The organism is Terribacillus saccharophilus, from assembly GCF_000725365.1.
GTDB lineage: Bacteria > Bacillota > Bacilli > Bacillales > Amphibacillaceae > Terribacillus > Terribacillus saccharophilus.
Genome location: NZ_CP008876.1, coordinates 2499714 through 2514777, shown reverse-complemented (window position 1 = coordinate 2514777; position 15064 = coordinate 2499714). Strand labels below are relative to the sequence as shown.

Annotated in this window: 15 protein-coding genes and 1 riboswitch; of the genes, 6 read left to right on the top strand and 9 right to left on the bottom strand. The window is 41.3% G+C overall.

Features of this window, described 5'->3' with window-relative positions; genetic code table 11:
• Nucleotides 1–138: 138 nt before the first annotated feature.
• The gene (locus GZ22_RS12715; RefSeq protein WP_038563163.1) at nt 139–564 is read left to right on the top strand and encodes a very short patch repair endonuclease; all 426 of its coding nucleotides are present in this window, start codon (nt 139–141) and stop codon (nt 562–564) included.
• 156 nt (nt 565–720) lie between these two features.
• Here GZ22_RS12715 and rlmH read toward each other — a convergent pair whose 3' ends face one another.
• The 4 genes from rlmH to GZ22_RS12700 all read right to left on the bottom strand — a co-directional run bounded on the left by rlmH (nt 721) and on the right by GZ22_RS12700 (nt 3292).
• On the bottom strand, nt 721–1200 hold the full coding sequence (rlmH, locus tag GZ22_RS12710; RefSeq protein WP_038563161.1) for a 23S rRNA (pseudouridine(1915)-N(3))-methyltransferase RlmH: 480 nt from the start codon (nt 1198–1200) through the stop codon (nt 721–723).
• Between the two features lie 133 nt (nt 1201–1333).
• Complete coding sequence (locus tag GZ22_RS18630) at nt 1334–1510, bottom strand: hypothetical protein (RefSeq protein WP_164072083.1); 177 nt, start codon at nt 1508–1510, stop codon at nt 1334–1336.
• A gap of 133 nt (nt 1511–1643) precedes the next feature.
• On the bottom strand, nt 1644–2534 hold the full coding sequence (locus GZ22_RS12705; protein WP_038563158.1) for a COX15/CtaA family protein: 891 nt from the start codon (nt 2532–2534) through the stop codon (nt 1644–1646).
• Nucleotides 2531–3292, bottom strand: a complete 762-nt coding sequence (locus GZ22_RS12700; RefSeq protein WP_051748262.1) for an alpha/beta family hydrolase — start codon at nt 3290–3292, stop codon at nt 2531–2533. Before GZ22_RS12700 ends, GZ22_RS12705 begins: the two co-directional genes overlap by 4 nt.
• Nucleotides 3293–3528: 236 nt before the next feature.
• On the opposite strand from GZ22_RS12700, the gene GZ22_RS12695 reads away from it, so the two are divergent.
• The 3 genes from GZ22_RS12695 to GZ22_RS18625 all read left to right on the top strand — a co-directional run bounded on the left by GZ22_RS12695 (nt 3529) and on the right by GZ22_RS18625 (nt 5473).
• On the top strand, nt 3529–4065 hold the full coding sequence (locus tag GZ22_RS12695) for a PadR family transcriptional regulator (RefSeq protein ID WP_038563155.1): 537 nt from the start codon (nt 3529–3531) through the stop codon (nt 4063–4065).
• Between the two features lie 210 nt (nt 4066–4275).
• Entirely contained in the window at nt 4276–5313 is a 1038-nt protein-coding gene (locus GZ22_RS12690; RefSeq protein WP_038563151.1) for a tetratricopeptide repeat protein, read from the top strand.
• Between the two features lie 16 nt (nt 5314–5329).
• Nucleotides 5330–5473, top strand: a complete 144-nt coding sequence (locus tag GZ22_RS18625; protein ID WP_164072082.1) for a hypothetical protein — start codon at nt 5330–5332, stop codon at nt 5471–5473.
• Nucleotides 5474–5757: 284 nt separating this feature from the next.
• Here the strand turns inward: GZ22_RS18625 and GZ22_RS12685 are convergent, their stop codons facing one another.
• Genes GZ22_RS12685 through GZ22_RS12665 form a run of 5 tightly spaced genes read right to left on the bottom strand, consistent with a single transcriptional unit; the run spans nt 5758 to nt 11251 of the window.
• Complete coding sequence (locus GZ22_RS12685; RefSeq protein WP_038563148.1) at nt 5758–7374, bottom strand: peptide ABC transporter substrate-binding protein; 1617 nt, start codon at nt 7372–7374, stop codon at nt 5758–5760.
• A gap of 23 nt (nt 7375–7397) precedes the next feature.
• Complete coding sequence (locus GZ22_RS12680) at nt 7398–8366, bottom strand: ABC transporter ATP-binding protein (protein ID WP_038563144.1); 969 nt, start codon at nt 8364–8366, stop codon at nt 7398–7400.
• Entirely contained in the window at nt 8359–9375 is a 1017-nt protein-coding gene (locus tag GZ22_RS12675; RefSeq protein WP_038563141.1) for an ABC transporter ATP-binding protein, read from the bottom strand. The genes GZ22_RS12680 and GZ22_RS12675 overlap by 8 nt, the downstream gene beginning before the upstream one ends.
• Nucleotides 9376–9385: 10 nt before the next feature.
• Nucleotides 9386–10324, bottom strand: a complete 939-nt coding sequence (locus GZ22_RS12670) for an ABC transporter permease (protein ID WP_038563138.1) — start codon at nt 10322–10324, stop codon at nt 9386–9388.
• Nucleotides 10325–11251, bottom strand: a complete 927-nt coding sequence (locus tag GZ22_RS12665; RefSeq protein WP_038563135.1) for an ABC transporter permease — start codon at nt 11249–11251, stop codon at nt 10325–10327.
• A 105-nt stretch (nt 11252–11356) separates the two neighbouring features.
• A riboswitch (SAM riboswitch) is annotated at nt 11357–11463 on the bottom strand.
• 364 nt (nt 11464–11827) lie between these two features.
• On the opposite strand from GZ22_RS12665, the gene GZ22_RS12660 reads away from it, so the two are divergent.
• Entirely contained in the window at nt 11828–12955 is a 1128-nt protein-coding gene (locus GZ22_RS12660) for an amidohydrolase (protein WP_038563132.1), read from the top strand.
• Between the two features lie 111 nt (nt 12956–13066).
• Complete coding sequence (locus tag GZ22_RS12655) at nt 13067–15052, top strand: S9 family peptidase (protein ID WP_038563128.1); 1986 nt, start codon at nt 13067–13069, stop codon at nt 15050–15052.
• Nucleotides 15053–15064 lie beyond the last annotated feature (12 nt).

Sequence of the window (15064 nt, the reverse complement as noted above, 5' to 3'; positions counted from 1 at the left end):
CTTGATGTTTCATTTAGAACATATATTCTCATAATAGTCATTAGCAGCATACCTCATATAAAATTAATTATCAAGTTGAATAAGAATTTTAAAGATGGAAAACGTAGAAATTATGTATTGACAGGAGGTAAAGCAAAGTTGCCAGATACCATAACTAAAAAACAAAGAAGAAAAAACATGCAAGCTATTCGATCCATGGGGGAAGGTAATACGGCTAAGAAAAAATGTAACTCTTTGTTTGGCAAGCCAGACTTTGCTATTAAAAATTATAAAGTAGTAATATTTATTGATGGTTGTTTTTGGCACGGGTGTAAATATCGCAGCAATGTACCCAAGAGTAATCAGGAGTATTGGATCCAAAAAATATCACGAAATAAACTAAGAGATCAAGAAGTTACACAATATTACACTGCACATGAATGGAATATCTTGAGGATATGGGAACATGACTTAATAATTGAATTGGAAGAAACAATAGATAAGATAGTTGACTTTATTACTGAAGCAAAACAGCAAGTAGGAGACTCTTACTCTAATATAATCTTTAATTACCTAACGTCATGATTTTGTACTAGTGCGTGCAAGTAATTTCTTATACTTCTCTTCTCCTCAGAAAAAATTCATTCTACTAATAAATCAATCTAAACTAAAATAGGCGATAAAAATTAAACCGTACTCTTATAGAATACATTTTGTATTACCCAGGATATACTTGGAAACTTACTTATGATACGGTTCCCCCTTAATAATTCGAAAAGCCCGATAAATCTGCTCCACCAACACCAATTTCATCAACTGATGCGGAAATGTCATCTTCGAAAACGACAGCGCATATTCACTCCTTTGCATCACTTCCTCACTTAATCCCAACGATCCGCCAATCACAAACACAATCTTACTCTTTCCATATGTCGCTAAGCTGTCAATTTTCGACGCGAGTTGTTCGGATGTGATCATTTGGCCTTTTATTTCCAGGGAAATGACGTAGTCGTCAGAACTGATTTTCGACAGGATGCGGTCGCCTTCTTTTTGTTTGACGATTTGCATGTCAGCTTCACTCAGGTTCTCGGGGGCTTTTTCGTCTGGTACTTCGACTAGCTCGACTTTGGCATAGGCGCCGAGGCGTTTTGTGTATTCTTCGATGCCTTGCTTGAGGTATTTTTCCTTTAATTTGCCAACGCTGATGATGGTGATTTTCATTTGTTTGCCTTCTTTCCGTCCAAATTGTCTCTATCTGTCATTATATAGCTGATTGGCGGAGTTTACACAGTGTTTTATGAAGAATAGTGGAGTGGAATCCGTGTTTTATGGAGATGGTCTTCCTAATTCAGAATTATTTTTTCCGATTTCTATTCACTTCTCTGCCATACACAATCATGCTAATGAGAAATAAAATAGTTGAGAGCCAGGTTACAATTCCGCTCCATTCTCCATCCATGAGGGTTACGTTAATAAGATTGCTAATGTGCATAACGGCTATGATAACAATCAGAATGGTGAGCGTTCTCATACAGATATACCTCCAATCTAGTAACAGAATATCAATGATAAAGTCTCTATATATACGAAATAGACTATCTTAAGTTCCAGCAAAAAAGCCCCTCCTGCTTTAAACAGAAAGGGCTCTCCTAAGTGTTTCAACATCATTTACCTCTTCTAGTAATCACAATCATATAAACAAACAAAGCAAAAAAGATAGAGATCACCAGCGCATGGATTAATCCAAACGTTAAGTTTTGATTAGAGGTGAATACCATACCTATACCGCTTATTAGCTGGACGACTATTAGAAGCATACTTATCACACTGAGAGTTACTAATAGACGTTGATGCTTGTACTGTTTTAATACCCAGACAACAAACATGGCTATAAGGACTGTTAACAGCATCCCTGCTATGCGATGGAACATCTGAGCGAATACCACTGTTCCTTGGCTGAACAAGACGGCTTCTCCATTACATAATGGAAACCCTTTGCAGACGGCGGATGCTTTCATATGCTTTACGAATGCACCTGTATAGATAACCGCGTAAGCGTAGACAGTAATGAAGACGATATAGCGTCTAAGCTTCCTTCCGACTTGTACGGTGACTTTGGTAGCTGGTGTTTCGAATGTAAATAGTGTGATGGCAAAAACAGCTGCTAAGGAGATTGCAGAGAAGCCAAAATGCAATGCCATTATTAATGGCGGCTGTCCGAAGACAACCTGCCCTGCTCCCATTAAGCCTTGTACAATAATGGCAGCCGAAGCTAGAATGGCAAAGAACTTTATTTCTTTCATATACTTTAATTTACGCCAAGACCAGAATGATAGGATTAAAACTAGTAATCCCGCGGTGCTGGATATCAATCGATGGGTGTATTCAATGATTGTTTCCAGTGTAGGGTTATAAGGGATAACATCACCGAAACAAAGCGGCCATGTCGTGCCGCATCCTTGACCTGATCCGGTTTTAGTAACAAGAGAACCTTGTAATAGAACAATTAGTACAATAACTGTAGTTATGATGCTATAGATTTTTAGTTTTTTCATTTGTCACCTTCCCCAGTAACAGAGACATCTTCCATCCAATCAACAATCGTATCTACAATAATATCTTGTTGTTCCCCCACTGTGATCTGTGCTTCCTTATCACCAGATTGGCTGCCATATACACCGAAATAGGCGTGGTTGCCGCCAGGGATTTCTGTGAAGTCTGATGTTTGGGGTAAATAAGCGCTGTATTCTTCTATCTTTTCAGGTGTACTCAATCCATCCTCAGTCCCGCTTATGGAAAGTACAGGTAGTTCAGAATCACGTAACACATCATTTTCTGCTGCATATGCACCAAGCAGGATCAGTCCGTTTACGCTGTCCATATTTTGATCTGCGTACATAGCTGCTGCGGCACCTCCCATGGAATGCCCCGCAATATACCATTCCATCTCTTTCTCTTCTTCTATTACTTCATTTGCTTTGGATACATCGAGTATGGGTAAGTTCAATCGAACAGATGGGATAGCGACGGTAATATTGTGCTTTACTAGCTCTTGCGCTAGGTAGGCATATGCTTCTGGTTCAACCTTTGCCCCTGGATAAAGAATGATCCCTTTGTCCGCATGTTCAGCTCTATCGATATACCATCCATCTTCTACCTGTATGTTTTCCTCTATTACAGTCTCTGCGGAATCTATCGCACTATATGTATCTTGCGACCACATGAAGAATAACGCCAATCCCAAGACCACAAGTATACCTAAGCTGCTTAACGTGATAATTAGTATTTTCTTATTCAGAAACTTCTTCATCATTCAACCTCACCATTCCAGATTCATCCTTGCAGACAGCGATCCGCTATCTAATATGAAAGAACAATCTCCCTTTTAATTTTCGAGTATCTCCTTCTACCTGATTTATGAAGATACATATCTTATATGTCATTTTAGACATATGAAACTATAGATATAGTAAAGGACGTCCAATACTTTGGTCAAGTTGATATGCTATAATTTCTTCAAATAGACAAATCTTAAGGAATTGATGTTTTATGAGCCTACGTTACGCGTTGTTAGGAATCATCGCGAAAGAGCCCGTAACTGGATATGATGTAGTGAAAATATTTAAGCAGCGGATGACTTATTTTTGGAATTCGACGCATAGCCAGATCTATACAGAACTGCATAAAATGGAAGACAACAACTTAATACAACATGAACTAGTGGTTCAGGGAACCCTACCAAATAAAAAAATCTATTCGCTTACTGATACAGGAAAAAAGGAATTAATACGCTGGGCGTTAGAAGAACCTTTAAAGCCTGCAAAGATCAAGGATGAGTTTTTAATAAAAACGACTATTTTCCCTTTCTTATCAGCAGATGACATTAACAACTTATTGGACGAAGTAATAGCGAGAGAAGAAAAAACATTACGTATGACGAAAGAGTGGAAGAAACACTTTACTAGCCAAGAAGAACATTCTGTTGGCACGATGTTAACCGTTGAATATGGCATAAAGTATTCCGAAATGTACTTGGAATGGTGCAAGTGGGCCAAGCAATATATCCAGGAAAATATGCAGCATTAATGAGGCGTTTGCCGCTACCAGACATGTAGCTGCAACGCTTCTTTTTTAGAGATGTGCTGGAAGAAGTTTCTTCCTACTTTCCTAAAACGAGAAATCTCTTGATTGAAACTCTAAATATAGTAGATCACCAAAGGAAATCATTCCCAATACAGATTTCGCCAAATAATGGTAGACTATACTTATATATTCAATTAAGAAGGAGCTTAGTACATGGAAAGCCTTGATATTGCAGGTCATCTGGATAATTGGTCAGTGAGTATCCGTCTTGACAAAAAAGAAGCTGCACACAGCATCTATGAAGACTTGAATAAACACACCTTCGATTATGATGCTGAAACACTTGTCACCTATTTCTTGCTTGAAAGCCGTTATCATGCTATTCGTGGGGATTTTAGGAATAGCAAGCAGTCGTTAGTCAAAGCTCGGGAATATGAAGGAAATTTCACAGAGCTGCAGAAATACCAGCTCTTCTTTGCTGAAGGGATTATCTATTATTTTGAAAAGCAGTATCAGGATTCGCTAGTATGTTTGGAGAAAGCTGAAAAATATCTAAGTCCCTCAATGGAACCTGCAGAAATAGGAGAATTTCATCTTATTAAGGCTATGGTCTATTATTTCCTCGACATTACAACTTTATCTGCCGTACATGCAGCTAGGGCTGTTGAAAACTTCAAATCACTTGAACCACTCAATTTCTTACTCGCTCGAACAGAGTTAGTCCAAGGCATGAACTATCTCGATATGTCAGATTACGAGTTGGCAGAAGAACACCTTCACAGAGCATTGTCCACTTGTAAAAAAATCAAAAATCAAAGTCTATTAGCTTCCACTAACCTAAATCTAGGACTCTTGTACGTCACACGCGGGTTGCCGGCAACTGCTATTCGCTATCTGGAGGATGCGTTAGATGGAAAACAAGAGCGCATTGAATTGAACATATTGTATCTGTTAGCAGACTCTTACTGGAAGACCAATCAAGCTACGAAGGCAAAGCAAGCCTACGCAGAAGGGTTTCAAAGAAGTCTCGACAATGATGATACGAAGATGAAATGGGAATTTGCCATGCTTCATAAAAAGTATGAAGACAGACATAACTTTGAGAGTGTTTGGCAGGAGGGCATAGACTATTTCCAAAAAGTTAACGATAAGTTTAACGTTAGGCTCTTTTCAAAGGAACTAGCGCAGTATTATACTGATAGTAAGCAATATGAACTCGCAACAAAATATTATCTCTTGGCTTTAATCTAAGTAGGAGGGCGATCTCATGAAAAAAGTAATGTTTTCCGTAATTCTAATTGGAACTATCATTATCAGTGGTGTGATCGGTTATTCAAATCAAGATGGCTTAGCAGATAAAAAAGGTGATTTTGGCAGCGCTATACTTTCCTTCAATATACTAGATAAATAAGGAAGGAAAAATAGCCCCTATAAGGGGTTCTTTTTTTTGTTCAAATATCATGTGCTGGGCGCCTTGTCCAAGGTAAAAGAAATCCCTTGAGTTACTTAGAATCCGTAAAGGCTCACTCTCTTATTTATTTTCACCATTCAAGTAATATATTTAATTCGCTAACTTAGCTCGATTGTTTTCTGAAATAGAAATAAAACTGGATGAAAAAAGGCTGTCGAGGCTTTCTCGACAGCCTGAAGTCACTGACTTAATATCAGTACCTTCAACTATTTCACCTTGCTAGATTACTCTGCAGTTACTTTTGCGCGGCGAAGATCAGGATTTGTTAATGAATCAAATCGAATACCTTCTACGCGTTCACTAACCAAGCTATTATTAGCTGAGTACTGGATTGGGATAATCGGCAAATCTTCCATTAAAATGCCCTCTGCTTGATGCAGCAATTCGAAACGTTTTGTGTCGTCTTGTTCAGCCAATGCATCCGCAAGCACTTGGTCGTATTCTTCATTACTCCAGTTTGTGAAGTTACTGGAGCTCTTCGTGCTATAAAGGTTCAGAACCGGATATGGATCAAGGAAGTCGCCAACCCAGCCCATTCTTGCGATTTGGAAGTTCTTTTGTTTAAATGTATCAATATATGTTTTCCATTCTTGGTTCTCTAGTTCAACATTAATTTCCAAGTTTTTATTCAGCATTTCCTGTATTGCTTCTGCGATCTTCTTATGGTTCGCTTCAGAATTGTAGCTTAATGTAACTGCTGGAAGTTCACTCCAGCCTTCTTCCTCTAATCCTTCTTTCAGAAGCTGTTTCGCTTTCTCAGCATCGAATTTATAGTAATCTTCTGCCTCGTCACGGAAGTCTTCCCCACTCGGTGCTTCTACACCATAAGGTACATAGCCATAGGCTGCTTTTGCTCCGCCTTTAGATATGTTACTTGTGATAGCTTCTTTATCAATGGCATAGGCAAAGGCCTGGCGTATTTTTTTATTTGTGAATGGTGCTTCGTCCACATTAAATGAATACGTATAGACACTAAAAGCTGGTGAGCTCACATATTCCTTGCTATCCTTTTCCTGATCAATTGTTTCTGATGGAATGGAAGCTACTAAATCTAGATCTTTTGATTTGAACATCTGATATTCCGTCGTTGGATCAGCAATCATTTTGAACGTAATGGTGTCTAAATTCACCTGATCCGCACTGCTGTATTCCTTATTTTTTTTCAGGACGATTTCTTCATCATGCTTCCAGTCTGAAATCGAAAATGCACCATTGGAGACAAGACCATCTGCTTCTGCTGCCCAGTTCTCATCAGCTTCAACTACCTCTTTATTGACCGGAAGGAACCCTTGTCCCATCAGGACCTTAGGGAAGAACTTGACGGGAGTTTCTAACGTAACGACAAGTGTCTTATCATCTTCAGCAGCAATTCCTACATCCTCTAGAGCACCTTTTCCTGTATTATAGGCTTCCGCTCCTTCAATGTAATAGAATTGAGAAGGATCATAAGCAGCTGTATCCGGGTTCAATACACGCTCCCATGCATATTCAAAATCTTGCGCAGTCAGTGGATCTCCATTAGACCACTTCACATCATCTTTGATTGTGAATGTATATGTCTTACCATCTTCGGACACTTGGACATCACTTGCAGACCCAAGTACTTCCTTTCCGTTTTCATCATACGTGTACAAGCCTTCGAATAAATGATCGATTACCCAGAAGGATGTCGTATCAGATGCCAAAGCAGGATCAAGTGTATAAGGCTCTCCTGATAGGTTGGCCGTGATTGCCTGTTCTGCATCCCCCGAACCTGATGAGCTGCCACTGCTGCAGCCGACGAGTGCACCAATAATAATAAGGGATATAAAAGGTAAAATTAGTGCTTTTATTTTTTTCATAATAACCTCCAAATTGTTTTGATTTAATCGTATAAGTGACAAGCAGTAAAGTGCCCCGCCGCTTTTTCCTTCCATTCAGGTCGTTCATGTGCACATCGCTCCATAGCCATTGGGCATCTTTCATAGAAAGGACAGCCCTTTTCTGTATGTAAAAGCTGAGGCTTCTCTACTCCCCTTGGATCTTCTGTGAAAGTAGATTCAGGTTCTGATTTTGCATATGCGTCAAGAGAAGGAATAGCAGCCAAAAGAGTCTGTGTATATGGATGCAGAGGATTAGCAAATAGCTCTTCACTAGGTGCTAGTTCCATCAGCTGTCCCAGGTACATCACTCCGATGCGGTCACTTATATGCTTTACCATGGCCAAATCATGTGCAATGAATAAGAAAGTCAATTCCTCTTCTGCCTGAATATCTTTAAGTAAGTTTACGATTTGTGCCTGAATGGAAACATCGAGTGCTGATATTGGTTCATCCGCTACAATGAAAGCAGGATTTACCGCCAGAGCTCGTGCAATTCCGATTCTTTGCCGCTGTCCACCACTGAATTCATATGGGTATCTGCTAGCATGCTCCGCCGTCAGACCAACTCGTTCTAATAACTGGTGGACAAGTTGTTTTCTTTCTGCTCCTTTAGCAATGCGATTAGCATCAATTCCTTCAGCTATGATATCTTCCACTTTCATTCTTGGATTCAAGGAAGCTTCTGGATCCTGAAAAATCATTTGCATTTCCCGATTCACTGTTCGTCTCTCTGTCTTGGTCAATCTGGAAATATCTTTGCCGTTATAAGCAATCGAGCCTTCCGTTGGCTCATGAATTCCGACGATCAATCTCCCCAATGTCGTCTTCCCACTACCGCTTTCTCCTACAAGTCCAAACGTTTCTCCTTTTTGTATCGAAAAGGAGATATTATCTACGGATTTTACTGTCTTTCTTTTTTTCTGACGATAGTGTTTTTTTATGGAACTTACTTGCACAATTGTTTCACTCACTGGTCTCACCTCCTGCTGCCAGCTCCAAGTAGCTCTTTGTTCGCGAGTCGTGCAGCCAGCATCGGGCTTTATGTGTCCCTGAAAAGTTTTCATTTGCAGGAAGCTGTTCGGCACAGATCTCCATTGCATGCGGGCACCGCGCAGCAAATGGACAGCCTACAATCGGTCTTGATAAGTCGGGTGGTGTTCCGTCTATTGCTTTCAATCGATCCTGCCGTTCCCCCTCTACAGTCGGAACAGATTGTAATAATCCCCACGTATAAGGATGTTTAGGCGTCTCCATGATTTCTTGAACAGTACCTGTCTCCACAACGGATCCTGCATACATCACAACCACCCTATCTGCCACTTCTGAAACAACTCCAAGATCATGTGTGATCAGTAAGATAGATGTTTCCCGCTCCTTCTGTATACGTTTCAGCAACGCGAGGATTTGAGCCTGAATCGTCACATCCAGAGCTGTTGTAGGTTCATCCGCGATAATGAGCGATGGATTCGCTGCTAATGCAATGGCTATAACTACCCGCTGCCTCATACCTCCACTAAACTGATGCGGATAGTCGTAATAACGGCTGACAGGATCCTTTATTCCGACTTCTTCCAGCAGTTTGATTGCACTCTCTTTTGCCAGTTTTTTCGGCTGCTTCAGTTTTTTTGTGAATACTTCCTGTATCTGATGCCCAATCTTCATTGTCGGATTCAAAGCTGTCATCGGATCCTGGAATACCATCCCTATCTGTTTTCCTCTGATTTTCCGGTACTGCTTTATAGGCAGCTTGGTAATATCCTCACCTTTGAAGGATACGCTTCCGTCGACTATCCTGCCATGCGGTCTAGGTATCATCCCGATAACACTTTGGGCAGTGACGCTTTTTCCGCTTCCGCTCTCTCCGACAATCGCCAGCGTCTCCGCCTTATCCAGCCAGAAATCCACGCCTCTGACTGCTTTTATTTCGCCATGGCGAGTCTTGAATGATACATGCAAATTATTAAGTTCCAGTAAACTCATGTTGCCCCCCTTATTTCTTAGACCGTTGATCGAATGCATCCTGCAGCCCATCTCCAAAAGCATTGAACGCAAGCATAGTTAGTGATATGAGTAGTGCAGGAAAGAATAATCTCCACCATTGCCCACTCAAGATGACACTCAGCGCATCATTCGCCATTGTCCCCCAGCTCGCTGTCGGTGACTGAACACCAAGTCCTAGGAAGCTGAGAAAGGATTCGGCGAAGATTGCCTGCGGTACTGTGAAAGTAAGATTGACAATGATGATGCCAATCATATTCGGCAGCAAGTGTTTCATAATGATACGTGCATGGGACGTTCCCAGTTTTTCAGCAGCCATCACATACTCCTGCTGCTTCAATTGGAGAATCTGACCTCTCACAATGCGAGCCATTCCTACCCAGCCGGTTAATGTCAGGGCAATGATCATCGTTAGCAGTCCCGGTTTCATAACAACCATCAGTAAGATTACGACTAGCAAGTATGGAATACCATACAAAATCTCTACGATACGCATCAGAAGGTTATCCACGCGATCACCGAACCTGCTTCGGCCCGCCATATATCCTGCGATACCGCCTACTAAGATTCCAATCAATAAATCTATTACTGCCGCGGCCATTCCGATCGTTAGAGATATGCGAGCACCAGCCCATACACGTTCCCAAACATCCCGACCAAGATCATCTGTCCCGAACCAATGCTCAGATGACGGTGCTAAATTCCCTTCGGTCAATGACTGCTCACTCGGTGAATATGGCTGTAAAACAGGTCCTATAATCGCCATCCCGATAATGAGGATCAACAAACCAGCTCCAATTAGGGCGAGCTTATTGGAAATTAACTTTTGCAGGATCTCTTTTCTATGACCTATGTATTGTCGGTTCTGCGCTGTATCCGAGTAGCGGCTCCTATCAAGAGGCTGGAATGCCTTTTTATTCAGTTGCTCCATTTAATCAGCCTCACTTGAAAGTTTTATTCTCGGATCTATCAGTCTATAGCAGAAATCAAGGACGAACAGAGTGATGATCAAGATTGCACTATAAAAGATAGTCGTTCCAAGAATTACCGGATAGTCCCGATTGAAAATGCTATCCACGAAATATTTACCTATTCCCGGGATTGCGAAAATCTTTTCTATGACAAACGTTCCTGTGATGATTGCCGCAAATAGCGGTCCAATGAAAGATATGACTGGAATCAGCGCATTACGTATACCATGCCTGAAAACGATGTCAAAGGTTGACAAACCTTTAGCTTCAGCTGTCTTCATATAATTCTGATTCAGGACCTCCAGCATACTTGTTCTTACGAATCTAGCAATAATCGCCAGTGGCCCAACAGCAAGTGCGAATGTAGGCAGGATTGTGTGTTGCCATGTCCCCCACGCTGCAACTGGAAGCAACCCACTATCTACGGCTAAATACTTAATCAATAGAGGCGCTAAAATGAAACTAGGTACAGAAATTCCAATGATTGCGATGAACATAGAAACATAATCCAGCATGCGGTTTTGGAATAATGCAGCTACAATTCCAAGGAATAAACCTCCGACTAACGCTGCAAGCAGTGACTGTATTCCTAGCATTGCAGAAGGCAGAAACCCCTCTTGAATGAGTGTATTCACGTCCCTCGTCTTCGATTGGATCGAAGGCCCGAAGTCGAGCAGCAGCAGATCTTTTAAGTAAAGTCCGTACTGTGTCAGTAATGGTTCATCCAAATTATATTTGGCTCGCATATTCTCTACTACATCAGGTGATAAGGCTTTCGCATCCGAAGCGAATGGGTCACCTGGAATGCTATGCATGATGACAAACGTAACAGTCACAATGATCCATATCGTCAGCAGCATCATTCCTAGTCTTTTGACGACATACATATTTCTAATTCTCCCTCCTTATGTATCTAGCAATCTTCTGTTGCTCACCTCCCAACAAAAAAAAGTACCTCCCGACAAAGATGCGTCGAGAGGTACCCTCTATTCATCTTATCTCTCGAGAATTAATTCCCGATGGATGTAGCACAGTGTCCTTAAAAGACCTGTTGCTGAGGTTTCGCAGGGCCATGTCCCTCCACCTCTCTGGATAAGAAATAATCATATAAAATTGTTAAAATTACACATCGAATTCTATCTTTTGTAAGAATCACTGTCAATATCATCTTACATTTTTGGTTCCTATTACCTATAAACCCATACAAATAGTAGACATGTAATTTGAAGGAAGAATACGATGCACAATTCGTTTTTACAAGGCTTACAATTAGCAGAGCAGCTCCTAAATTTAACTGCTTATAAGAGTCACCCAAATAAAATGTCTACCAGCAATGAGGTTGAATTACATTTACAACATTTGTGAGATGCCTTACTATCGTTATAAGGAATCGAGAACAGACAGGATCCCAATTCTAGTTTTCAGAAAAGAGATAATATTTTATAACTTTTGGAGGTAAACCAATGAAAGCCATAACAAATGTATCTGGAGTAGACGGCACAGGTAAGACATTCAAGAATACAACAATTTTAATACAGCATGGAAAGTTCACTTCCATAGGAAAAGACACCATTCCAGATGGATATGAAATCATTGATGCTAGCGGTACATACTTTACTCCAGGATTAATTGATGTACATACCCATTTAGGTGTACATGAAGAAGGAATAGGAAAAGAAGGACATGACTTTAATGAAACGAGCGCTGCAGCCACGCCACAGGTGCGCGCAATTGATGGGATAAACCCACTGGATAGAGGATTTGAAGATGCGAGACGGTCAGGTGTTACGACAGTCCAAGTGATGCCTGGAAGTGCCAATGTAATTGGCGGGGAAATGTGTGTGTTAAAGACGACTGGGACAATCGTGGATGACATGGTCATTCGCAATCCTTCTGGTCTAAAAGCAGCAACAGGTGAAAATCCAAAACGGTTCCACGGTGATAAAGGAAGAATGCCGACAACCAGAATGGGAATCGCAGCCATTCTTCGTGAAAAATTTATTGAGGCACAAACATATATGGAAGATCGCAAAGCTGGTAAAGCAGCTAGAAACCTTGGATTAGAACATATCGAAAAGGTATTGAATAAAGAAATCCCTCTTCGCGTCCATGCCCACCGTGCGGATGATATTGTCACTGTACTACGGTTAAAAAAGGAATTTGATATTGATTTAACGATTGAGCATTGTACAGAAGGACATCAAATAGCACCGTTTATCGCCAAACACGATATCCGCGTATCGGTAGGACCAACTATGACACCTCGATCCAAAATCGAGCTTGCCGATAAAGGCTGGAACACGCTGCTGGCACTAGCAGAAGAATCTGTACCATTCTCCATTACAACTGATCATCCTGTTATTGCGATTGAGCATTTAATGACGAGTGCAATTCTAGCTGTCAAATACGGTCTGCCTGAAGAAGCAGCTCTTAAAGCTATTACACTGAATGCAGCCAAGCATCTAGGCGTAGACGATCGAGTTGGTTCTGTTGAAGTTGGCAAGGATGCAGACTTTGTTCTCTGGACCGGCAACCCGTTCGATTTGAGAAACAAAGCAGTACAAACCTATATAAATGGCGAAATAGTATAAGAATGTGGACAGGTTTCTGGGCCGGCCTAGGTCATTTTAGAGCTGGATAAGAGAAAGCCGTCCCATATCACGACAAATAAATAGATGTCCCTGGACAGGAGGCAGCAAACTATGACAACAAACGGTCTTTCCGCACAGAATCTGCTCGATTTTTCGTTCTTATCGGATCCACAGCTATCACCGGATGGCAGCTGGGTTGTTTTTGTTAAGAGAGTAATTAACGAGAAAGAAAAATATCAATCCAATCTTTTTTTAATGCATGTGGATTCAAAGGAAATTACCCAATTCACTCAAGGTAATTTCTCCGATACACAGCCGAGATGGTCACCAGATGGACGGTACATATTCTTTGTGTCCAATCGCTCTGGAGTGCAGCAAATATGGAAAATCGCTTCTAACGGCGGTGAAGCAAGTCAGGTTACCACTTTAAAAAGAGGTGCTTCTCAGCCTGTTTTGTCACCAGACGGAAAGAAGCTCATCTCTACCGTACCGCTAACTGCATCCGACAGCTTGGAAGAAAAGGAAACAAAAGAAAAGACAGAAGAAAAACTAAAGCCTTATATTACTACGAACCTGCAATACAAATCCGACGCGAAAGGTTTTTCTGACGAAACCTTCGACCATTTGGCATTAATAGATTTAGAAACTGGCACCCAAACCTTACTAACAGACGGACAATATGATCATCATTCGCCTGCATTTTCACCAGCTGGAAAGCACGTCGCATATATCGCCAACCGTTCTGAAGATCCTGAGCAGACATTCTTCTCTGATATCTATCAGCTAGATTTAGCAACGAATAATACAGAAAAACTAACGAGCAGCGACAAAAGGTTCTATACGCCAAACTACTCCCATGATGGAACAAAGCTATCTTTATTGGGTGATGATCTAGAGTACAAAGGAGCAACTCTCACTAGAGTATGGTCGCTGGATCTTGCCACAAAAGAACTCTCCTGTTTAACGAGTGAATGGGATGTGGAGTGCAACGATGTTGCGATTAATGATATGGGCACAGGAGCTGCAAGTGCTGGTGCCATTTGGAGCAAGACGAACGATGCCCTATTCTTCTTAGCAAGTGAACTAGGATCAACACACTTATATAAAGTGACGTTAGACAAACAAATCAGCACTGTTATTGGCGGGAAACGTCAGATTTATGCGTTTAGTACAGATAAGAATCAAGAACAGATTGTTTATGCAGTTAGTCAATCGGCTGCTATTCCAGGCGACCTTTTTGTGTCGACTTTGTCAGCCAATGAAGAGCAACGTCTAACAGCAATTAACGAGCAGTTACTTCAAACGAAAACACTATCTATTCCTGAGGATTTTCATTTCAAAGCGAATGATGGAACTGAGCTACAAGGCTGGATTATGAAACCAACCGGCTTCAAGGATGGCGAAACATATCCACTTGTCCTTGAAATTCATGGCGGCCCGCACGCGATGTACAGTCATGCTTTCATGCACGAGTTTCAGGTGATTGCGAGTAAAGGTTATGGTGTTCTGTACATGAACCCAAGAGGAAGTCACGGCTATGGGCAGCAGTTTGTCGATGCCGTGCGCGGTGACTATGGAGGCATAGACTATAACGACGTTATGACCGCGGTAGATTATGCTTTGGAAAACTATGATTGGATTGATTCATCTCGCTTAGGTGTGACTGGCGGAAGCTATGGCGGCTTCATGACGAACTGGATTGTTGGCCATACGAATAAATTCAAGGCGGCCGTTACGCAACGCTCGATTAGTAACTGGCTTAGCTTCTATGGTGTAAGTGATATCGGCTACTACTTTACCGAATGGGAACATAAGACGACCGTTATGGAGAATCCCGAAGAGCTGTGGAGAATCTCTCCGCTTCGTTATGTGAAAGATGTGGAAACACCACTGCTCATTTTGCATAGCGAAAATGATTATCGCTGCCCGATTGAACAAGCCGAGCAATTGTACATCACATTAAAACAACAAAAGAAACCTACACGATTTGTGCGTTTCCCAGAATCAAATCATGAGCTGTCCCGAAGCGGCGATCCAGGTTTACGTATTATTCGTTTGAATGAAATAACGGACTGGTTCGATCAGTATTTGAATTAAAAAGGAGAAGTA